General features: G+C 41.5%; 17 protein-coding genes and 1 tRNA gene. 1 reads left to right on the top strand and 17 read right to left on the bottom strand.

Features of this window, described 5'->3' with window-relative positions:
• The 12 genes from EAG18_RS03890 to EAG18_RS03835 form a co-directional block, all read right to left on the bottom strand.
• Positions 1–852 carry a type II secretion system protein GspK gene (locus EAG18_RS03890; RefSeq protein ID WP_125251088.1) on the bottom strand — a complete coding sequence of 284 codons (852 nt, stop codon included), beginning with the start codon at positions 850–852 and terminating at the stop codon, positions 1–3.
• Positions 852–1517, bottom strand: coding sequence for a prepilin-type N-terminal cleavage/methylation domain-containing protein (locus EAG18_RS03885; RefSeq protein ID WP_185745546.1), 666 nt, complete (start codon positions 1515–1517; stop codon positions 852–854). Before EAG18_RS03885 ends, EAG18_RS03890 begins: the two co-directional genes overlap by 1 nt.
• The gene (locus EAG18_RS03880; protein WP_125251086.1) at positions 1507–1935 is read right to left on the bottom strand and encodes a prepilin-type N-terminal cleavage/methylation domain-containing protein; all 429 of its coding nucleotides are present in this window, start codon (positions 1933–1935) and stop codon (positions 1507–1509) included. The genes EAG18_RS03885 and EAG18_RS03880 overlap by 11 nt, the downstream gene beginning before the upstream one ends.
• On the bottom strand, positions 1922–2311 hold the full coding sequence (locus EAG18_RS03875; protein ID WP_125251085.1) for a type II secretion system protein: 390 nt from the start codon (positions 2309–2311) through the stop codon (positions 1922–1924). The genes EAG18_RS03880 and EAG18_RS03875 overlap by 14 nt, the downstream gene beginning before the upstream one ends.
• 2 nt (positions 2312–2313) lie before the next feature.
• Positions 2314–3516 (bottom strand): type II secretion system F family protein, encoded by a 1203-nt coding sequence (locus EAG18_RS03870; RefSeq protein ID WP_125251084.1) that lies wholly within the window; start codon positions 3514–3516, stop codon positions 2314–2316.
• Positions 3516–5165, bottom strand: coding sequence for a GspE/PulE family protein (locus EAG18_RS03865; RefSeq protein ID WP_125251083.1), 1650 nt, complete (start codon positions 5163–5165; stop codon positions 3516–3518). The genes EAG18_RS03870 and EAG18_RS03865 overlap by 1 nt, the downstream gene beginning before the upstream one ends.
• A gap of 4 nt (positions 5166–5169) precedes the next feature.
• The gene (gene gspG / locus EAG18_RS03860; RefSeq protein WP_125251082.1) at positions 5170–5586 is read right to left on the bottom strand and encodes a type II secretion system major pseudopilin GspG; all 417 of its coding nucleotides are present in this window, start codon (positions 5584–5586) and stop codon (positions 5170–5172) included.
• A 4-nt stretch (positions 5587–5590) separates the two neighbouring features.
• Positions 5591–6652, bottom strand: a complete 1062-nt coding sequence (wecA, locus tag EAG18_RS03855) for a UDP-N-acetylglucosamine--undecaprenyl-phosphate N-acetylglucosaminephosphotransferase (RefSeq protein WP_125251081.1) — start codon at positions 6650–6652, stop codon at positions 5591–5593.
• 99 nt (positions 6653–6751) lie between these two features.
• A complete protein-coding gene (locus EAG18_RS03850; RefSeq protein ID WP_275557224.1) occupies positions 6752–7696 on the bottom strand; it encodes a Wzz/FepE/Etk N-terminal domain-containing protein in 945 nt (314 codons plus the stop codon).
• 11 nt (positions 7697–7707) lie between these two features.
• The gene (locus EAG18_RS03845) at positions 7708–10302 is read right to left on the bottom strand and encodes an SLBB domain-containing protein (RefSeq protein WP_125251107.1); all 2595 of its coding nucleotides are present in this window, start codon (positions 10300–10302) and stop codon (positions 7708–7710) included.
• A 163-nt stretch (positions 10303–10465) separates the two neighbouring features.
• Entirely contained in the window at positions 10466–11257 is a 792-nt protein-coding gene (locus EAG18_RS03840; protein ID WP_125251079.1) for a DUF481 domain-containing protein, read from the bottom strand.
• 15 nt (positions 11258–11272) lie between these two features.
• Entirely contained in the window at positions 11273–12091 is an 819-nt protein-coding gene (locus tag EAG18_RS03835) for a mechanosensitive ion channel domain-containing protein (protein ID WP_125251078.1), read from the bottom strand.
• A 422-nt stretch (positions 12092–12513) separates the two neighbouring features.
• Here EAG18_RS03835 and EAG18_RS03830 point away from each other — a divergent pair.
• Positions 12514–12589, top strand: a tRNA-His gene (locus tag EAG18_RS03830).
• Positions 12590–13155: 566 nt separating this feature from the next.
• On the opposite strand, the gene EAG18_RS03825 is transcribed toward EAG18_RS03830, so the two are convergent.
• The 5 genes from EAG18_RS03825 to secA all read right to left on the bottom strand — a co-directional run bounded on the left by EAG18_RS03825 (position 13156) and on the right by secA (position 23207).
• Positions 13156–14397: a sugar MFS transporter gene (locus tag EAG18_RS03825; protein WP_185745547.1), complete on the bottom strand. Its 1242-nt coding sequence runs from the start codon at positions 14395–14397 to the stop codon at positions 13156–13158.
• A 430-nt stretch (positions 14398–14827) separates the two neighbouring features.
• A complete protein-coding gene (locus tag EAG18_RS03815) occupies positions 14828–17419 on the bottom strand; it encodes a family 20 glycosylhydrolase (RefSeq protein ID WP_125251076.1) in 2592 nt (863 codons plus the stop codon).
• Between the two features lie 278 nt (positions 17420–17697).
• A complete protein-coding gene (locus EAG18_RS03810) occupies positions 17698–19764 on the bottom strand; it encodes a M13 family metallopeptidase (protein WP_125251075.1) in 2067 nt (688 codons plus the stop codon).
• A gap of 106 nt (positions 19765–19870) precedes the next feature.
• Positions 19871–20272, bottom strand: a complete 402-nt coding sequence (gene mutT / locus EAG18_RS03805; RefSeq protein ID WP_125251074.1) for an 8-oxo-dGTP diphosphatase MutT — start codon at positions 20270–20272, stop codon at positions 19871–19873.
• Between the two features lie 226 nt (positions 20273–20498).
• Entirely contained in the window at positions 20499–23207 is a 2709-nt protein-coding gene (secA, locus tag EAG18_RS03800) for a preprotein translocase subunit SecA (RefSeq protein WP_125251073.1), read from the bottom strand.
• Positions 23208–23503: the final 296 nt, after the last annotated feature.

Below are 23503 nucleotides of genomic sequence, written 5' to 3'. Positions count from 1 at the left end.
TTAACCTTCCGAAGCCACTAAGTTTACTGGCTTTGACTTGTTTGGATCTAATAGGTAATAAAGCGTACGATTTACGCGCGCACCACCCAACTGAGTTTCAATTTTTATTTTATAGTTGCTGGACGGAAACAAAGTGATACTTTGGCTTTCGCTAACACCTGTGTACGCTGTAAATAAGGCAGGAGTTAACGTTTTGTCTTTACGCATCTTTATAAGCTGTTCTACTACCGGTGCATCATACAAGCTATGCAACAAACTATCAGGCGCTGTCATCGGATTAAATATACTTTTTTTGTATATTGTGGCGTTTTGCTCCAGATAGCTGCTTAACACTCTCGGTATATTTAAGTGCGATAGCTCTGACCAAGTCTGAATTACGCCATTTTTATAACCTGACTCAGGTAAAGAGTACCTAGATAACTTATCTACATCTTGCCAGTCTTGTATTTGACTCAACAGTAGCCGAGCATCATAGTCGCTTAGTCCCTTCTGCGTCAATATACGTAACCACCTTTGTTCCGATGGATAACGAATATTAAGCAGCCCTCTTAGATCTTGGAGGCTAATCGTTGCTTGATCACCATAACGAAAAGCTTCACCATAAAAATTCCAAACTTGCGTTAGCTCAGGAAGATCATTAGAAAAAGGTGAAGTCGGTGACTTAGACTCTGTTAATAACGCAAATAGCACCGTAGCTTCAGCATCATAGTTATTTACTAAAGCTTGTGCTCTGTTGTCGAATGAGCTCGCTATCTCAATTTGCTGCCTTGCGGTTTTGGTCATAAACAAGCCAAGTAAGCTGAGGACAGCGGTGATTAGCAAGACTTGTAGCAGGGCAATCCCTTGTTGCATTATAACATCCCACCTTCGCTAAAATGACCTTTCCAATGGCTAGGCTCCCTATCCAGCTGTGAAAAAAGTGTAAAATCATCAATCTTTAACTTGATGTACTCTGGCGTTAAACCACGCTCTTGGGAACGGTAGTTATTAAACCAGCTTGGTTTTGTACCTGGTATTCTGTTTGACTTAAGTGTCAGACTTTGCCACCCATAATAATTAAAATCAGCACCTTGAAGCCTGTTCAGCAACACTTTAGTGCTACTAAAATCCAATGATTGCTCAGTGGAAGTAAGTATGACTTTCTCCATTGCAATGGCTTGATATACCAATTGAAAATGGCTTTCTTGCTGCTGAAGAACCAGCCTAAACACTTCTGGCTTTCCACTAATAAGGCCATTATTTGTGACAGCTAATAGTCTCGACTCAGAACCAACGAAGAAAAATGTGGGTTTCCCTTCTTTATCCCTTACTACATAAGGAATAATGCCTTTGAGCACTTGTTCTAGCTGAGTGACCACCTTCGCTGTTTGAGCCTGCTGCTGAAAATCACCAAGCTCTTTATCCCAACGACTCGCAAGCTGAAAATAAGCAAAAGTCCCCGTAACCATCACTAAACTTAATAATGTAATGGCTATCAGCAATTCAACTAGAGTGAAACCTCGTTGCTTACCTGCCACGCCAATTCACCTCTTTAAATTGGTATTGACGGATTAAACCTTGAGCTTCAACCTCAAGTGATACTTGCCACAATTTATATCGATTGCTCGTCGTTTGTAATTTCATTGCAATATCAGAGCTGCCCGAAATAGAGTCGTTTTTTTCTTTGATTACTGAGGCATCCCAACGATACAACACCCCACCATTAGTGCCATTACCTTCCAAACTTGTTTGCTCGAATGGTGCGTGCCTTATTTCAAAACGTATTGTGTCTAATATGCCAGTAATTGCTGTTGAGAGCTGGACATATTTTGTGGCTTTCTCTGAGCTGATGAAAGCGCCACGATAGAGCATGGAAGTCGTGGTAATCACTGCAAGTAAAATCACAACGGAAACCAGCAGTTCTACAAGCGTAAAACCTTTTTTATGGTGCATCATTTCCTTGCAACTCTATTTGTAACGTCTGATCAAGGTATTGGGTAGTAATATTATCAACTGAGATCATACCGAAGCGATTAAGTGTTATTTCTTGCTTTGGGAACTGTAAGTATTTTAGCTGCTTGCTCTCGACTTCTGTATCACCTTGATACACGGTGCCGGAGTGTTTATCTAATACAACTAAGTAATCTCTTTGCTGCAAAAAAGCTTTATTTGATCTATTTCTTAGCCAGTTTTTTACTTCAACCAACTCCATTTTGGCATCTGAGCGATTAATTGCTTTGATAGAAAGCGGCGCTACCAACGACATGATGAGACCCATAATAGTGAGTACAATCAACAATTCAATCATGGTAAAACCACCCAGCTTTTTCATTTTTAGAAGCCAACGTCATTAAGCGAGATCATGCTCAGCATCATCACAACCACAACACCACCTACAAAAACCCCCATAAATAAGATCATGATAGGCTCTAGTAATGAGGTTATTCTATCGGTCCATGTTTCAAAATCTTGCTTTGAGCGACTTGCAATTTCATCAAACACTGTTTCTAGCTTTCCAGATTCCTCTCCCACCTCTAACAACGAGATGTAAAAAGATGGATAAAGAGAAGACTGCTGTAATGATGGCGTGAGCTGATTACCACGTTTAATCTTTTTCCTTGCGACTTCAAGCTCAGCAAATAGCTGCTGGTTTCGAATGTTACCTGTAGCAAGCGTTAGTGCCTTATCAATTGCAACGCCAGCTTTAAGCATTAAACTAAGACCCGTATTAAAGCGGATCCGTTCAACGGTTTTGACTGCTGTGCCAAAAATCGGCAGCTGCAACACAGCCCTGTGCCACCACGCAATAACGCGTTCATTTTTGCTGAGTAAGAATACCCCACCAACAGCAGCAATAAGCCCAGCAAGTAGAAGAGACTGATTTTGGTTAAACCATGCGCTTGTCCCAAGCATGGCCTGAGTATACCAAGGGAGCTGCTCAATGTTGGCAAACATATCCGCCATTTTGGGTATGATCACGTTAAATATAAATAAAATACTAAGCACGCATACAAAAAAGATGACTATCGGGTAAGTGATCGCGCTTACTATTTTCTTTCGTAAGTCACGCTTAAACTTTAAGTCTTGTGATAACCCCGCAAACGTACCTGCTAGATCTCCTGAAGCCTCACCCAACTCGATTAGGTTGCAATACAGGCTATCGAAAACTTTAGGGTGGGCTCGGCATGCCTGCGACAAGCTGTTTCCTTTTTTTAGACTTTGGCTCAAGTCCGTCAGTAGCTTGGCGAGCACAGGCTTGGCTTTTGTTTTGCGGATAATATCTAAACCACGGTCAATTCGAATTCCGGTCGCAAGAAGAAGGCTTAACTCAGACGTGACAAACTCCAAGTCAGCAAGGCTTACTTGCTCTTCAAATAGGCGAATACCTTCACGAGCGGTTTGCTGCGCTTTCAACTCATAAGGTAACAGCCCTTCTTTTTCGAGTTGTAGGTGCGCAGCTTCGATAGTTGGTGCCTCAATAATGCCATCGCATTTCCCACCCATAGCATCAAAAGCTTTGTAGCTAAACGACGCCATTAGCCAGCAACCCTTACTACTTCATCTATTGTGGTTTGCCCTAAAATGGCTTTGTATAGCCCATCCTCAAGTAAAGTACGGCGATTATTATTTGCATTATGTACTTTTGCTTTTTGGATAAAGTCAGCGTCTTTTGGGATCCCCTTAATAGTGTCGTCACATGCTAAATACTCAGTAATAGCTAGGCGCCCTTTATAACCTGTGTGACCACATTTATCACAACCTGATCCACTTCGTAAGTCGATTTTGTCTAGTCCAAATTTAGCTGCGATGGTGTTGAGATCGTATTGTTGAATCAATTCTTCACTTTGCGGATGCTCAACAGCACAATGTTCACATACTTTACGTGCTAGACGCTGCGCAACAACAGAGATAAGTGCAGCATTTAGCAAAAACTCTTCAACCCCCAAGTCTAACAAACGAGTATAAGCACTCGCGGCATCGTTGGTGTGTACTGTTGAAAAAACCAAGTGACCAGTAAGTGCAGACTGTAGTGCGATTTGTGCAGTCTCTTTATCCCGGATCTCACCGAGCATGATCACATCGGGGTCTTGACGCACAATTGAGCGCAGACCAGCGGCAAAATCAAAGCCTATTTCACTATTTACCTGAACCTGATTAATCCCTTCTAGCTGATATTCAACTGGGTCTTCCAATGTGATAATTTTGACGTCATTATTGTTGAGCGCATTTAAAAATGTATATAGTGTTGTCGTCTTACCCGACCCGGTAGGGCCGGTAAGTAATACAACACCAGCGGTCTTTTTAATATCATCACGAATACTCTGCTCAATATCTGATGATAGCCCCAGGACTGACATTTCGTATCTCACACTCTCCTTTCGAAGAAAACGCATCACGATAGACTCACCATCGTTAAGCGGTAAAGCAGACACACGAATATCAATATCCTGATTGGCAATTTTCATTTCAATTTTGCCATCCTGAGGGCGCCTGCGCTCAGCGATATCCATGCCAGAAAGAATTTTTAATCGTGTAACAATGGGGAGCTGTTTACTTGCAGGAATGGCCTCAGCCTCGTGTAATACCCCATCAACCCTAAATCTTGCTCTGTAGCGTCCTTCAAATGGCTCCAAGTGCATGTCTGAAGCACCTTGTCTCAATGCTCTGCTTATCAAAGAGTTCAGTAAGTTGACTGTTGGCGCTTCTGTTGCAAGCTCTTTTAGTTTTTCTTCTTCAGCGCTAAAAATATCATCATCAATCTCTTCGGCCGTATTAAATTTTGACTTAAGTAAATTAATATCAGCCACAGATGCTAAGACGATAGTAGGGGTTATTTTTTGTTGAAACAGCCATTGGTTCATGAAGACATTTAGCGGCTCAGATACCGCAAATCGCCAGTTGTCTTCTTGTATTTGCAATGGGACCCAACCGTGTTCTAAACAGGTATCAATTTGCGGCGAAGATGACAGCAACTCACTATTGAACTGGCTTAATTCCTCAGCTGTGATCACAGGCAGTTCAAGATAAGCTGCATATAGGTCTATCAGCTGATCCTCTGGTAAACTTCCCATATTTACCAATATTTGCTCTAATCTACCACCATACTTTTGCTGATAGGTTAATGCTTTGTCTATATCACTTGTGGTGACTTCAAAGCGTTCGGAAAGTAATTGACTAAGTTCCATGATGCTACTGATGAACTATATCTGCGTTTACTTCCTCACCACCCTCTTGGCCATCAGCTCCCAGCGATTTCAATAGGTATGGCGAGCCATTCTCACCAGGAACTTTATACACATAAGGATTTCCCCATGGATCCATAGGTAAATCTTTAGGTAAATAAGGACCATCCCATCTTGCTATATCACTACTTCTTAGCTCTTGTAAAGTCTTCGGGTAGTTTCCTACATCGAGCCGATAGGTATCAATAGCGGTCTCAAACGACGCCATTTGAGCGGCTGCAATCTTACGCTCTGAAGAACTCAACCTTTTAAAAAAGTCCGGCGCGACCAAGGACATCAGTAGTCCCAAAATTACGATCACTATCAGTAACTCCATCATTGTGAAGCCTGAGTGTATATGTTTTGTCTTCATATATTTTGTCATTGAACTACTCTTTAATTCTATTTTTGGTAAAGACGTATTTTCTTAAAAATCTTGCAACCTTCCACGCATGCTGAATACAAGCCGAATAAGCTAAGAAGATTGTTATAAATAGCACCAACATCAACCAACTAGGCACATCTGCCAACTCCCCAGCTATACCTATTGAAGCTAAAAAGACGGCTAATATTGATATAGTAATTAATGCTTTTCTTGAGCTGAAGCCAATACGCATAAAAACGTGGTGTAAATGATCTCTATCAGCCTTAAACGGCGAATGGCCTTTTCTAACACGTCGAATGATTATAGCCATCATATCCATTAGTGGTACAGCGATGATCCATAATGCCGTCACAGGGCTGAACGCATTATTTATTTCAGATTGGGTTGATATCATGAGTAACCAGATCACGCTCAAACCAATAAACATTGACCCTGCATCACCCATAAAGATCTTTTTGTTTCTATGCCCCAGCACCCCTAAGTTGAACGCTAGATACGGAACAATCGTAGCAATAATAATAAGCGGTAGTACCGTTAACTGACCGCCATTTATTCCCATCAACACTAAGATTGCAGCAAAAGTATTGATGCTCATTGCACCTGCCAGTCCGTCAATGCCATCTATCATATTGAAAGCATTGATTGCAGCAATTACTGCAACAATCGTAAAGGGGATCCCAAGTACACCAAGCTCGATAGTACCGAAACCAAACAAATCACCTAAATTGTGGATATAGGCATCCGATCCCCACATCATCAAGAGTGCAACCATCGCTTGCACACCAAGACGGATCTTTACACCAAGCTGTCGGTAGTCATCTACGACTCCTAAAAGCACTATTGCTGCTGCGCATACTAAGTAAACGATCAGTCTTTTTTCTAATGGCAAAAAAACAATTATAGAAGTCAGCACTGCGATAAAAATAGAAACTCCCCCAATTAAAGGGATGGAACCTACGTGCTTCTTCCGGCTACATGGTACATCAACCAAGCCAAAACGTTCAGCAACAGGTTTTATCATAAAAATAGTGAAATATGATGCTAAAAACGCAAAGAAAATGACCATAAAGATCCACTTGTTCCTATTAATTTACTCATTCAACGCGCTATTGTAATGGAAATTGGCTTGAAACAAAATTACCAATAACACTAAATAACAACTTCTTTACTGCTTGACCCGATTACCTAAAACAAAGTGCCTGAAAAGCACAAATGCTACAGCAAGGACTCCACCTAAAAAGGTCAAACCAATACAAATAAGCGCCCGCTTTGGTCCTGCTTTTTGGATTGGTAAAATAGCAGGGTCAATGGTTTTAAACACATATTGTGACTGTGTTTGTGCTAGCATTTTTGTTTGTTCTTGCTGCTCAATAAGCTGATAAAAGATCCTTTGCATATCAGCAACGGACGTATCTGCTAATGTTTTTTTCAGATACTCGATTTTTATGTTTGCTTCAGCAATAGCCTCTGTTTTCATATGTTCATTAATTTCGACAACGATATTTTCAACCATTGACTTTGCGACATAGGGTGAAAAGTGAGTCATTGCGACCGTCACGAGGCCTTTCTCTTTGTCTTCAATCACAGCTAAATTTTCAGATGTGACATGTTCAAACAACTCTTGAATACCAGGCTCCGGCTTAAATGGCGCATCAACGTTTCTAATCCATTTGGCATTTTCTGCATCATAAGTTTCAGGGCTAAAAACCAGCTCATTACTCCCAAGCATCCAGCCTTCGGTTGCCATTAATGTTGGCTTCAACTTGTACTTTTCAACAAAGTTATTGATAAAATAGCGACTCTGCATAACTTGAAGTGCTAAAGCGGCTTTGTTACTTTTCCCACCGCCTAAATTAACTCCAGCCATTGCTGCTAAGCCTCCGAACTCTGACTTTAAGTTAGACAGTACTCCCCCTTGACTATCTTCAACAGGCGAGAGTAATACCGTAGCTCGATACGTATTTGGCAGTGATAGCGCATAAAATACGCTGGATACGGCAAAGATTATAGTCGTTATCCCAATAATCCACTTGCCTCTCCAAATCGCGGATAGGATTTCGGTTAAATCTATTTCACTTTTTTTGATGATATCTGCTTCACTTAACTGCATTGTGTTATCCATTAATTATTAAGTGTTGCAATTGAAGCAGCAGCTAGACCCAGTTGATAAATAATCTGAGTTGCAGTACTCCATAATGTCAAACTATCAATATGTTGTGCATCTAGAGGCACGACTATTGTATCTCCCGGTGCGAGTTGACCTGCATTGCTGTTCACAGCAAACCAAGTACCAGAGCTTGGTAGCTCAACGGAACCATTTGCTTTAATTATATATATTCGCTCATCATCAGCTTTCTGTTTTAGGCCACCACTCGCCTTAATATAATCATCCACAGACTTAGATGGGTCGAACAAATGCGTTGCCGCCAGATTAACTTCCCCGATAACGCTAACAGAATCTTGCATTGCAGGAATGTACAACGCATCGCCATCTTCTAGTTGTAGCGTTTGCGTTGAGCGTTTATCTAAATTAACCACCAGACGCCCTAATGCCTCAACTTTTGAGAGATCTTTGAGGATCTTATCCATGTCCTCATAAGGCATTGAAGTATTAGCCGTCTCACTTTTTTGGAAGGTATTCGTAATAATATCGCGTCTAAGCTCTTGCGTTAGGCGTTGAATTTGCGAAGTTTCTTTACGCTTAATAGACTCTCGAGTGAAGATCGCTGCTTCCTTATGTGCGAACTCATTCAAGCCACCAACCCTCGCAAGTAGACTTTCCATCGTTTCGCCACGCTTGATGGTATAAGTACCTGGGAACTTGACCTCACCCACGACTTTTACTTGCAATCTATCCTGCCAATTTGGTCGTGGGAAGATATTGACCGTATCTTTACTCGTTAGTGCGTGCGTAGGAGCTGTGAGTTCATCTAAACCGTTAAATTGAATATGCTCAACTTGTTTACCATCGTTATATACAACGCGGGTCAACTCAACTTGCTCAAGGTACGCCGCTTCAAGAAAGCCACCGGCTGCCTGCACTGCTTTTTGGAAGTTCGCTTGCTTTGCTAGAGGATAAACACCTGGGAATTTAACTTGGCCATTGACAGCAAATAGCTTCGCAGGCTCAGTAGGCGTTGCTTGCCTTTGCAACTTAGCAACAATGGGGGTTAGTAATTTTTGACGACTAAATACCGCATAGTCTTCTTCTTCAATTTCTTCAGGCTCTTCAAACAGTGCATCAATACTGGTAATGAGTTTAACTTCTTCCTCAAGCTCAAATAACTCGTCTTCTTTCAAGCCAATATATTTTAGGAACTCATCACGCTCAAACTGCTCCCACAGCTTTACATTTTCACGCAGCTTCAATTGTTCTTTATTGTAAGCTAAATTGTCTAGTAACTGCTCTTCTTCTTCTCTTAGTTGATAACGACTAAAAACAACAATAGTGTCGTTGGAAGACAGTGCAATATCGCCAGATTTACCATCAAAAATATCTTGTAATGAGAATTGTAAGATGTCGATGTCGCCTTTGAAATTAACTTCACGGATGATAAGTGAATAACCAAAGTCTGCTATCGATAGTAAGTCTTCACGTGGTGCGCTAAATACATCTTTTAACGTCTTACCTTGGTGCCACTCATAGTGTCCAGGACTGGTTACAGCCCCCACTACAGTGACAGTATTTTGAAACCGTGTGGAAGCCGCATTTACGGAAATCTCATCACCATTTTGCGGCTTGTAACTAGTATTCTGAGTAAAGTTATAGTTAAGCGTAATGCGTTTACCATCACCGTTGTAGCGTGACACTACCACTTTTGATTTATTTGCATTCGCTTTAAAACCACCAGACATTGCTAGGACACTGTCAAGTGAATCGGAATCTTTAAGCTCAAAAATAGCTTGGCGATTTACTTCACCTTTAACTTTGATCTTTTTCGCAGCCGGTGGAATAAATACAACGTCACCAGGTTTTAGTACAACATCATCTGAGCTGTCGCCAAACAATAAGAGGTCATATAGGTCAAAAGTGGTAACAAGTTCACCAGCTCTTTTTACTTGAATTTTTCTTAATGAGCCATTATCACTCACCCCACCTGACACAAACAACGCATGTGTCACAGTAGCAAGAGGAGATACCGTATAGCTCCCCGGTTTGTATGCTTCACCAACAACCATGATACGCATAGGGTTTAGTTCACCCATAGAAACAAAAGCTTGTACGCCAATCATCTCTTCTGCGATTTTTTTTGAGATCAGTGCTTTTAGCTCTTTGAATGATAGCCCAATCACATGGATAGGACTTAAATTTGGGATAGCGAGGCGACCTTCTCTATCAATTTGAACTTCATGCTCTTCATTGGTTTTACCATACAGATTGATCTTCACCATATCACCTATACCTAACAAATAAGTATCAGGTATCGCTGCCAATTCTGATGGCATGAAGGTCGTTGGCTCTCCTGCAAAAAGCTCATAACCAAAAGGTTTTAATTCCTCCAGCTTCGGCTTGTATTTGTCTTCCTCTGTCTCTTCCTCCAGCAAATCTTTTTGATCACGAGGCAAAATGGAAGACTTCTTTTCATTTTTTTGTTGATTTCCTTTGGTTTTGCCATCCAAAGACTCTAAGTCAATGCCGTAACGTTTTGCAAGTTCTTCCTGTTGTGCTTTAGGAAGCTTTTTAAACTGCTCAATTTGTTGTTTGCTTGGTGTCATCGCAACAGACTGATGCGACATAAAAATGAAAATCGAAAGGAGTATTATTCTGAAGAACTTCACTTAAATCTCTTCCATTATGGATTTTTGTTAAACTTTGAGCATTCTACCGAAGTTTAACAGAATTGAAAGGGCACTGAGGTGCCCTTTGGCAAGATACTTGTTAGAAACTGTAAACCAACGTAAGTGAGGTTTCAGTGTCTGTATTTTCTTTTTCGTCTGCTACGTCAGAGTTATGAATAATGTTGTAAGCCACTTTCATCTGTAGCGAGCCGTTGATTTTAGTTAATAGTGCGGTCTCTGACGTTGTTTTGGTGTTTGTATCACCGTATTCTATCGCGATCAGCTGAGTAAAACGCGCGTTGTCAGAAATTTGCCATTGATAGTCTAGTTTACCGACACCGATAAACTCACTCTCAGATGTACCAGCTAATAACTCGCCATTATCATCTAGCTCTTTACTATCATCTTGGTGCTCAAAGCGCTTAACACCAGGACCAATTTCAGCATTTAAGTACATATCGTCATTTTCAAATAAACGCTGGCCATAACCCACAGAAGCCACAGCTTCACTGCGATACGCCCCAAAGTAGTCAGATACGTAAGAGCCAAATACAAATAAATGACTGTGATCTTCATTCAACTTGTAGTTACCTTGTACCGAAGCCGAATACTTTTCGTTAGTACGTGATGTGATATCTTCACCGGCATCATTTTCGCGTGTGTCTTCTTTATAAAAGCCATCCAGCTTGTATTCATTATGCCAATTTGTGAGGTTGTGCTTTGCTTTTATACCACCCTTCAGTGTGGTTGTTTCAGTATTACCACTGGTTATGATCGCGCCTACCTCACTTGTTACATCCCAAACTTTCTTTGGCTTTTTCGCTTTTCCTTCTGCCGCTGCTGTTGTGCTAACAGCCATAAGAATACAACAGGTTAAAACCTTTACTTTCATTTCAAACTAACCTTTTTACTGATCTTTGTGTAGGTGAACATCCATTTGCGGGAATGGAATCGTGATATTCGCGTCGTCTAGTGCAATTTTTATATTTTCCACTAGGGTGAAATAAGTTGGCCAATACTCTTGCGTTTCAACCCAAGGTCTCACCACAAAGTTAACGCTTGAATCTGCCAGTTCTAGAACTGCAACAGTGTACGCCGGCTCTTTTAGGATCCTTGGTTCGTTGTCGAGTACGGATTTTAATACTGCTTTTGCTTCTCTAAGGTCGGCATCGTAACCAACCCCTATCACCAAATCAATGCGACGCGTTTTTTCACGCGAGTAGTTAACAATGGCACCAGACATAATCGACGAGTTTGGCATCACAATTACTTTGTTATCTGGTGTACGTAACTCTGTCGAAAAGATCTCTATCTTTTGTACACTACCGGCCTTACCGCCTGCTTCAATATAGTCACCAGACTTGAAAGGGCGTAGCATGATGATCAACACGCCTGATGCAAAATTAGATAGAGAGCCTTGTAGTGCAAGGCCCACAGCAAGGCCTGCGGCACCCAAAATTGCGATAAATGAAGTGGTTTCTATGCCGACTTGAGATAGCGCCATCAGAAGTGTTGCAGCAAACACTATTGCATATGCTATGTTAGCAACAAAAGAGCCAACCGCTTTGTCGACATTGCGTTTACTAAATGCTTTGATTGTGAGCTTCGCACTGAGTTTGGCAAGCTTCAAACCAATAAAAAAGATAATTAGCGCAATCACACCTTGAAGTGCGTAGTGCAAGATTAAGTCTGAGTTTTCGTTAACCCAATTCCAGATAGCTTCCATCCCCATTCCTCTTGTTATTTGTGTTACACAGTAGTAGTTTGTATCGACTGAATACTTGTTGCTCTCATGGTTTGACGCTAACTGCGTCGACCCCTTCTTGTCTAGAGCAAATTTTACCATCCCACTGGAACGCTATAAGTACAGCAGCGCCAGCTCCACGCTAAAACGGAGCCATCGATGATAGTCATCACAGCGAGCAATGAGTTAGATTACTTCTTATCTAAGCCTCATGTGAGTCTGGTCAATTAGAAATATTATTAGATCGTCCGGATCATACATAGGATATATGAATATTTGCTGTATGCAGAATTATTATGCAAAAAAATCTTTTTCTCCGTTTTTTTGCATATTTCGCTTTGCTTTTTTTAAAAACTTATGTATTATGCGCGCCACACCAAACGAGGTGTTCAATTCTTTTTGTGGCGGCTGTAGCTCAGTTGGTAGAGCCCTGGATTGTGATTCCGGTTGTCGTGGGTTCGAGCCCCATCAGTCGCCCCATTCTTTCCTACATCAAGGTAATTCTTACCTTACTAGTACTTAAGTCATCCTAATCAAACCGTTTTTTACGCCATTTGCTGCTGTTGACTAAATTGTCTGGCTGATTTGAAAAAACGATTGGTTTTAGCTTGCCGACCACACCGCTCTCACACTTTAAAAAACATCGATATCCAATTATCTAAATTAAGTAGTCTACTTTGAAGCGACAAAATCTTGTCGATAACTCCGCTACCGCGTCCCGCTCTCTCTAAGTTACCTACGCTCTGTAGGCAAGGCGAATATACGTGCCAATAGCCGGCTACTGGAAGTAAATTCAACACAGTTAGCGCTAGAACTGGCTGCTAGAAAGGCATTAATTATCCAAAGCTCAGATTATTCAGTTGTTCTAAATAAGAAATTTTTAACGCTGTTAGCGTCAGATTTACACCTTTAAATTAAGCAAGTAGTAAGTCTATTGGTATAACCACACGGCCTGATAGGTATAGAAATAAAAAATGCCACCTTATTCAGGTGGCATCACACACGGGATTATTTCTACATACATAGAAATACTTTACGTTATTTTGCTACGCCTTCTTTCYGAGCTTATGGCCCTTTACAGCATAGAAAATAATAAATAAGTAACAAGGCAGCATTACAAGGTGCGCTATTTGCTGTGACTCTACTGTACCAGACGTACCTTTAGCTAAACCTAAGAATACAGGGCCAAACGCACCACCTGCAATTCCCATAACCAATAACCCTGAGCCTACACTGGTTAGCTTGCCAAGTCCAGATAATGCGAGGGGCCAAATTGCAGGCCACATGATAGCATTAGCCAAGCCGAGTATTGCAACCATTAATAGGATATCAGGTAACGCTGACAAACCAAATAGGTTTGAGATAATGAACGAATCGGGGCTACCAAATGAAATTGCCAGTGTCAGTAATACACCAAGAATAGCAGAAGCGGTTAGAGCCTTTTCTTGAGAGATCACTCTTGGGATTAATAAAATACCTAATATGTAACCGGCAACCATACATGCCATGGTATAAGAAGTCATAACGCTATACTTCTCAACTCCAAGCGCTAGTGCGAACGAGCCAATCGTGTCTCCAGCAATTACCTCAACCGCAACGTATAAAAACAGCGCAATGACGCCAAGTTTTAGGTTCGGGTGCTGTAATGCTTCTCTTACTGAACCGTGCTCTTCCTCACCTTCCTTCTCAAGCTCTGGCAGTGGCGCAAACTTGATACCTAAAGCAAATATGCCAATAAAAACAGCTAAACCAAGATAAGGGCCTACTAAGCCATTCGCCATCGCGTCGATATCGGCCTGAGTTAAGTCTTTACCTGCCATATCCGTAAAATTACTTAACACTAAGGCTGTAAACACCAATGGCGCAACAACACCAGCTCCTTTGTTCAAAATACCCATGATGCTCACTCGCACCGCAGCTGATTCTTCAGGACCAATACGAACCACATACGGGTTTACCGCAGTTTGCAATAATGTTTGACCAATTCCCATGGTGAACTGTGCAAATAAAAATAGTGCAAACATTTGTGTTTTTGCAGCTGGAATATAAAGTAACGCGGCACACATCATCATTGCAATGGCGATAGCCATACCGTTTTTATAGCCGACCTTTCTGATAACGAGTGCTGAAGGCACGGCAGTAAACGTGACCGCAATATAGAAAGAAAAAAGGATAAATGAAGATTGGAATGGAGTGAGTTTTAACACTTGTTCCAAATATGGCATCAAAGACCCGTTGAGCCAAGTCACAAAGCCAAGAATAAAAAACATGGCGGCGACTATCGCCATTGGGATAGCATTACTTCGTTTTGTTGTATTCGACACGGTAGCTTCCATAAACATTACTCATCGTTTATTGTTCGTTTGGCTTTTGCCTTTTTATTTTTGCTTTTACAGTCTTTCTTTTACAAAAATGACAGCGCTGACATTTAACTTTACGTTAAAATCTGTTTCATTTCCAGATAGATTTTGAGCAAGGCGCTCAGCTACATCCAGCTTTTTGTATGTAGAAGGCTGCGCTTTACTCTTTTTGCTCCTTTAACTGTGCGTTAAAGCTGTTAAAAGCACATTATACATTTCCCCACTGCGCTACAAACGTTACGAGTCTACATCCATATAGACTCGCTAAAAATTTTACACTCAATTGTTCTAATTGAATATTTTTATTGAGTTTGTAGCAGCGCGCCAACCTAAACAGCGCGCAGTGGTTCAAAGTGAATTAATTTAACCCCGTAACGCGACTGACATTTTTGTCACCCATTCGTGTTCTGAGCAGCACTTTACTTTCATCAGTAATACTCATCTGTCCAGTATATCGTTGCCAAGACTCGCCATTATCCAAACTCACCTCGATAGGAAGAAAAGGAAATGCACTGTTAGCTTTCAGCTTTCCAAGTACCACTTTGGCACCTGGTACAGGTAGGTTTGGATTAACCCCATCATTTTGCAATTTAGCAATTTCTTTCAGTGATAGTGCGGCTGCAAATAATGAAAAGTCTTTGTCTAACTCCGCTTTATCTATTTTGTGTCCTTCCCAATCGGCTTTATGCCATGCACGCTCGGCGACTGAGAGTATACGCGGGAAGATTAACCGCAACACTTGCTCTTCAGTACGGATTGTTTCACTCCATATCTGTCCTTGCATCCCAATTATATTTTGTGGCTTTTTCAACGGTGGTAGCGCTCGACCAACCAATGCTTCTAAGTTTTCAATCGGCTCTCTGTTTCGGGTAAAGTCAGCATTTGCATAAACATTATCCGGCATGTAAGAGAAAGATTTTTTAGTATCGGTGTAGCGAGTCGCCCAATAATAACCACGCTCTTGCGGGTGTGCCTCATACGGATGGTCAAAGTACAAATGAGTGCCATGAGATAAAATAACTTGATAGTTATTGTTGGCAAAGCGATGCGCGCGATCTGCAACCCCCCACTCCCAAATATTATCCCATGTATTTACTAAAAACTGTGGATTCGGAAATTCATCACGCTTGAAAGTTGTCGTGGTATTATACATGAGGCCATCTTCCCATGCGCCCGGTGTGATCCCTCTTTTAGCAAGTAATTTTGCAACTCGCTGAGTGAAGTAAGGCTTAAGATCGTTAGGCCCGGCAACACCATTATCTGCTTTTGCAAATAACGCATCACAAGCTGGTGACTGTGTCCAAGACCCCTTACCGACTTCATCTCCACCAAAGTGCACCGTATTTAAGATAGTTCCAGCTTCACGGTACATATCTTGGAGCTCATATACAACTTTCTCCATAAAAGCGTAGCTTGAGTCTAAACACACATTAATCGAGTTGTCTTTATAAAGCTGTACCGTTAAATATTCAGATTTATCATCAATATCTGTCAACAAATAAGCTTTTGCTTCATCGCGTTTACCTGCGGCCATTAACTTATGGTAGCGTGCTTCCATAGACTTAATAGCTGCCCGAGCATGTCCTGGGCTTTCTATTTCCGGGATGATCTCAATATGACGTGCTTTGGCAAATTTAATTAACTCTACAAAATCTTCACGAGAAAGGTAACCATTACCCGTTCCAGATTTAAAAGGACCAGTGCCCAACTGCGTTAGTAAACACTCACGTTCTTCTAAATCAAAACAGCGATACGCTCCAACTTGAGTCAGCTCAGGAAGATCTGGAATTTCTAAGCGCCACCCTTCATCATCAGAAAAGTGCCAGTGGAACTTGTTCAGCTTATAACGCGCCATTTGCTCAACTAACTTAAATAACGCCTCTTTACCGTGATAGTTACGAGCATTATCATAGTGCATACCGCGCCAGTCGAAGCGAGGAGAGTCTTTAATCTCCACATGAGACAAGGTCACTTCATTTTTGCTTCCTGCAGGAAAGAGTGCGAGCAAGCTTTGGATACCATAAAACACACCCGCGTTATCAATTCCGACAATTTCTATGACATCGTCGTCTATTTCTAGGGTGTATGAGCCGGCTTTCTTGTAGTCATAGTCTCGACCTAAGCTTTTAGCAACTTTCAAGCGAATAGTTGGTAAGTTACCTTCAGAGATATGATTTGGCTCAGCCTTTAGGTTGAGGCCGTATTCCGACAAGTCCTCTTGAAAGACTTCAACCTCAGACTTTAGCCGTCCAGCATAACGGATTTGCCAATCGCTATTTAAGGTAATCTCACCGCGATTAAAATCAATAAATTCTGGTTTGGGAATGATACGTTTAAGCGCATCAGCTTTTGCTACGTCAACATTACTTTGATTACGTTCATAGCGTAATTCAGCTGTGGCTATTTCGGTGTAGTCGGTTGGTGTGTTGTATCTTTTAAGCTGGTTTTCACGTTCAAATGGCGCAACAAACTGGGTCATGTCTTCAGTATCTGTGTTGGCAAATATCACTGGCTTATTACTACCAGACACCATAAAAGCACGCGGCATAAAATCACTGTATGCAGCAACCCATGCACTACCATCGAATAAAAGCTGTAGTTTTTCGCCTGATTTTAATCCTGCAAATAATGCTGTCGGTGTTATACGGTGAAGATCGCCATTAATATGTTCAAATCGTAATCCGTTTGAAGACTCGGTTGAAATATGACGTACAGAGTGGATATAAATTTGCCAGTCACTTTGCCCTTTAGGTAGATCCACTTTTGAATTATTAGTCAATGTAATAGAGCCACTGAACCCCTCAGCTCCGTTGCTGAAATTATTTTCTACGGCAAATTCAAAATGTGTGTCAGTTGCAAACTGCGTGAGTTGCTGCTGAGTCAATGATGCTTGTGTATAGAACGCGCACCCAGCAATCATCGCCCCAAGCAAAGTCGTTTTTATTTTCATCTTTTGCTCCCAGTCTTCATGTCCAATTCAATATGAACAGCATTTAATCACTTATTGTTCCCAAACATCATATAAAAGTTAAAATGACAGCGCTATCATTATTTTTTAATCTCTTTATGCTAAGCAAATGTAAGCTACTCGCTTTTGTCACAAAAGCAATCTTATTTTTGTAGGTAGGGTGTTGTTCTACTGAGGTTATTTGAAAAGTTAAAGCGTAATGAGAAGAGCGGATTTACTCTTTGCACTGAGTAAACCCGCCATAATAGACGTGTGCGAAATTACCAGATTTTTACTCTGTCTTCTGGCTTCAGGTACATCTTATCACCYTCTTTCACATCAAACGCTTGATAAAATTCAGGCATATTTGGTAATACACCAATGACTCGGTAATGACTTGGCGAATGCGGATCTGTCATTAGACGATTACGCAGCTCTTCATCACGGTATTTACGGCGCCAGATCTGTGACCACCCCATAAAGAACCGCTGCTCACCCGTATAGCCATCAATAACAGGCGCTTTGTTGCCAGCTAAAGAAATCTGATAGGCTTTGTAAGCTACCGTTAATCCACCTAAATCACCAATATTTTCACCAAGCGTCAGCTGGCCATTTACCGCTGCATCCTCAAATGGTTTAAAGCTATTGAACTGCTCAACTAATTTTTGACTACGCGTTTCAAACTGAGCTAAGTCAGACTCACTCCACCAGTTTCTAAGGTTACCATCACCATCATATTTAGCGCCTTGGTCATCAAAGCCATGACCTAACTCATGGCCGATAACCGCACCAATTGCGCCGTAATTTACAGCATCATCAGCTTCTAGATTAAAAAATGGCGGTTGTAAAATGGCCGCAGGGAATACGATTTCGTTGTTTACCGGGTTATAGTAAGCATTGACCGTTTGTGGCGTCATAAACCATTCACCACGATCAACAGGCTTGCCTAACTTGTCAATCATCTCCTGATTAGCAAACTCACTATAACGAACATAGTTTCCTACTAAGTCATCTGGGCTAATGTCTAGTGCCGAGTAGTCTTTCCATTTGTCTGGGTAACCAATCTTAGGAGTAAACTTATTGAGCTTCTCTTTTGCTGCGACTTTGGTTTCTGAACTCATCCACTCAAGGCCGTCAATAGCTTGGTCAAAACCTTTGATCAGGTTGGCTACCAACTCTTCCATTCGTGCTTTAGCTTCAGGTGGGAAGTAAGACTTAACGTAAATCTTCCCAAGCATTTCACCAAGGACTGAATTACTCGCATCAACGGCTTTTTTCCATGTTGGTGCTTGTGCTTCAACGCCACGTAACGTCTTACCAAAGAAACCAAACTTAAGATCAACCACATCTTTGCTCAATAGCTCTGCGTAGTCATTGGTAAAGTGGAAAGCAAAATAGTCTTGCCACACCTCTAAATCGGTACTTGCAATTATTTTAGATAATGACTCAAAAAAGCTCGGTTGACTGACGATCAATGAGTCCGTTTTGATCCCTAATGCACGTAAAAATGCTGCGGCATCAAAATCTGGCATTGATTTGTTAAAAGCTTCAACGGTTAATTTATTATAGGTTTTGGTTGCATCCCGACTTTCTACACGCGTCCACTGTGCTTCAGCAATTTGCTTCTCTAGCTCTAGAATATTTAACGCGGCTAGCGCTGGATTTTTATGCCCAGTTTTGGCCATGAGCTGCTCTATATATAGCTGATATTGCTCACGGATCTTAGTGAACTTTTCATCATCTTTTAGGTAGTAATCACGATCTGGCAAGCCTAAACCCGACTGGAACATGTATAGGGCATTTTCACTTGAGTTTTTGGCATCATTATTTACGTACCAACCAAAAGGAGTATGTGCGCCAGTTAAACGCATTTTAGCAAAGATAGTTGGCAGTTCTGACTTACTTTTCAGCGCTTGGATCTCACTAAGATAAGGCTTGATAGGCGTTAGCCCCAGCTCGTTTCTTGCACCCTCATCCATATAACTTTGATAAAACGCACCCAACTTTTGCTCGTCTGATCCCGCTTTTGCAGTGCTATTATTGGCTGCTTCTTCGAGTACTTTGCGCAATGCCTTTTGGGAGTCATCGTACAGTTGCGTGAATGAGCCATAGTTGGATTTGTCTGCTGGAATAATCGTATTTTCGAGCCAATGTCCATTCACATGATAGTAAAAGTCGTCTTGGGGACGAACTGATTTATCTATATTACTAAGTTCAATACCCGAGCTTAGCGTAACTTCTTGTGTCTTAGGCTGCTCAACTTGTTGTTGTGTTTGCGGTTGTTCGCTACAACCAATCAACCCCAGTGCAAGCGCAACACTTGCAGCGGTCAATGATAATTTTTTCATGTAAATTCCCCTGATAGAGTTTCGTCGTATGACGACCATACACTAGTCTACTGATGCTCCATATGGATGACTATCATTCAAGCTTGGTATTTAGTAACAAAGTTTGTCACTCTTTTTGTGCCGCTTGTAACCGTTCCACAATGGCTTTATTTGCCGCTGGGAAGTCTAACTCGTGTAAGTTCGAAATCGCTATCCATTGTGATGGTTGCCCCTCAGCGCCATGTGCTTCTCCTGCGAACTCAGTAACCATATGAATATGTAAGCACACCGCTTTATCAGGATAATCGTGTTCTATCTTCATCAACTCAGTAGAGCTGTGTATATCAATCCCGATTTCCTCTTTTAACTCACGTTTTAAGGCAGAGAATACGTCTTCTTCAGCTTCAACTTTACCGCCAGGAAATTCCCACAGCCCACCTTGGTGTTGATCTTTGCTGCGCAAGCAAACAAAGATTTTTTGGTTTTTTTCAATTACCCCAACAGCAACTTCTACTCGTTTTTTTTCCATGATTTTCCTCATAAAAAAAGCGACTGTTCGTCGCTTTTTTAAAGTTATACCAATTTTCTTAATAAAGTGGTCTATTTTGAGGTGAGAAAATCTTGTCGATAACAAGGCAAAAATTTTGCTATTTAGTTGTTCTAAATAAGAAATTTTTAACGCTGTTAGCGTCAGATTTACTCCTTCAAATTGAGCAAGTATTAAGTCAAATTGGTATTAAATAATGATTATTCAATTATTTTAGCTTGCCACAACACTGCTTATATTTCTTGCCAGACTGACAAGGACATGGCTCATTACGGCCCACTTTTGGTTCAGTGCGGTCGCTCACTACAGCGCCCTGTGGTGCTTCACCACCTACGCGCTCAACTTCTTCGTGTTGATATTCGCGTGGTGCTTGCTCACTCTTACGATGTTGCTCTTCAACTTTCTCAACATCTTCCTCTGCACGAACCTGTACTTTGCTCAGAACACCTACAACGTCAATTTTCAAATTCTCAAGCATTTGTGAGAACAGCTCAAACGATTCACGCTTATATTCCTGCTTTGGATTTTTCTGCGCGTAGCCACGTAAGTGGATACCTTGGCGCAGATGATCCATCGCCGCTAAGTGATCTTTCCAGTGCTGATCTAGACTCTGTAACATCACTGCTTTTTCGAAATGACGTAGTACATCCTCACCCACCATCTGCTCTTTTTGCTTGTAGGCGTTATCTACTTCTTCAATAATGCGCTCACGAAGTACTTCTTCGTAAAGCTTGGTATCCTCTTCGAGCCATTTCGCAATCGGAAGCTCAACATGGAAGTCATTTTTCAAACGCTCTTCCAACGCTGGAACATCCCACATTTCAGCCAGGCTCTGTGGTGGAATGTATTGATCGATAGTCGCATTCAATACGTCTTCACGAATAGCAGTGATAGTTTCAGAGATATTACCTTCTTCGAGTAGCTCATTACGCTGCTCATAAACTACTTTACGCTGATCGTTTGCCACATCATCATATTCAAGTAGTTGTTTACGAATATCAAAGTTGCGTGCTTCAACTTTACGCTGTGCATTTTCAATAGCGCGGTTCACCCATGGATGCTCAATAGCCTCACCACGTTGCATGCCAAGTTTGCGCATCATGTTAGTCATGCGTTCACCAGCAAAAATACGCATTAACGCATCATCCATTGATAAGTAGAAGCGGCTTGAACCTGCATCACCTTGACGACCAGCACGACCACGTAACTGGTTATCAATACGACGAGATTCATGGCGTTCTGTACCAATGATGTGCAAACCACCTGACGCAAGTACAGCATCATGGCGAGTTTTCCATTCCTGTTTAATTTGGGCAATTTGCTCTTCAGACGGATTTTCAAGTTTTTCAACATCCGACTGCCAGCTACCACCAAGCACAATGTCAGTACCACGACCCGCCATATTCGTTGCGATAGTCACTTTTCCTGGCAAACCTGCATCTGCAATGATATCAGCTTCTTGCGCATGGAATTTAGCATTCAGTACGTTGTGTTCGATTTTTTCTTTACGTAAGAAGTGAGAAAGGTATTCAGAACTTTCGATTGATACTGTACCAACGAGTACCGGTTGGCCACGTTCTTGGCAGCCTCGAATATCTTCAAGAATAGCCTCAAACTTCTCTTCTTGAGTTAAGTAGACTAAATCTGCACGGTCATCTCGCACCATAGGTTTATTGGTTGGGATAACAACAGTATCTAGACCATAAATTGATTGAAACTCAAATGCTTCCGTATCCGCCGTACCTGTCATACCTGCAAGCTTGTTGTAAAGGCGGAAATAGTTCTGGAAAGTGATTGAAGCCAACGTTTGGTTTTCATTTTGAATTCGAACGCCTTCTTTTGCTTCAACAGCCTGATGTAAACCTTCAGACCAACGACGCCCTTCCATCGTACGACCTGTATGTTCATCAACGATGATAACTTCGTTGTCTTTAACAACGTAATCAACATCTTTTTGGTACAGTTTGTGAGCGCGAAGCGCAGCATAAACATGACTTAACAATGAAATGTTGCCAGCAGAATAGAGCGAATCACCTTCTTCAATTAGATTACGCTCAGTAAGTAGCTCTTCGACCTTAACTTGACCACGTTCAGTTAAATGAACTTGTTTGCCTTTCTCATCAATAGTGAAGTCGCCATCACCTTCAACGCCTTCTTCATCTTCTTTTTCTTGCTGCACAAGTTCAGGAACGATTTTATTGATTTCAGCATATAATTCTGAGCTATCTTCAGCTGGGCCTGAAATAATAAGAGGTGTACGCGCTTCATCGATAAGGATTGAATCCACCTCATCCACAACAGCATAGTTCAGAGGACGTTGAACACGCTCTTCAACGCTAAATGCCATGTTATCGCGCAGGTAGTCAAAGCCAAACTCGTTGTTTGTCCCATAAGTAATATCAGCGCCATAGGCTTGCTTTTTCTGTTGCGGCATCATACCTGGTACGTTACAGCCAACAGTTAACCCTAAAAATTCAAATAGTGGGCGGTTGGTTTCAGCATCACGTTTCGCTAGGTAATCATTCACCGTGATCACGTGTACGCCTTTACCAGAGAGTGCATTCAAATATGCAGGTAGCGTCGCAGTTAATGTTTTACCTTCACCCGTTCTCATTTCTGAAATGCGACCTTGGTGCAACACCATACCACCTATCATTTGCACATCGAAATGACGCATTCCAAATACGCGCTTAGATGCTTCTCGCACCGTAGCGAACGCCTCTGGTAATAAGTCATCTAAACTTAATCCCTGCTCAACACGCTGTTTGAATTCAGCGGTTTTGGCTTTTAATTCGTCATCGCTTAATTTGGTATACTGCTCTTCTAAGGCATTGATTAAGGCGACTGTTTTTCTTAAGTTTTTGATGGTGCGATCATTACGACTACCAAAAATTTTGGTAAAAATATTAGCTAACATGTTTGAACCGATTCACTCTGTGTATTGGCTGACCCATACTTCTAAGCCAGTGTTATTAAGACTGGGTCGCGCTTGTCCTGCTGGCGACAAAAGCGTTCCTAAATTCAAGTTGCTAGATTGCCAATTTAGGAGTGAGCATTTGTGCATTGCCGAATTAAAATTATGCCCTATCATACCAGACTCTTTGCTTCTGCAAACCTTATTGAGCAAATAATACCGGCCTTAATTGCAAGAAATCTTTACTGTTAGGCGTAAGGTTACTATTGCACGTTATCAAGTTTTATTGACACATCACT

It is taken from the genome of Pseudoalteromonas sp. J010 (genome assembly GCF_003934235.1).
Lineage (GTDB): Bacteria > Pseudomonadota > Gammaproteobacteria > Enterobacterales > Alteromonadaceae > Pseudoalteromonas > Pseudoalteromonas peptidolytica.
This window is presented reverse-complemented; position numbering and strand designations above follow the sequence as displayed.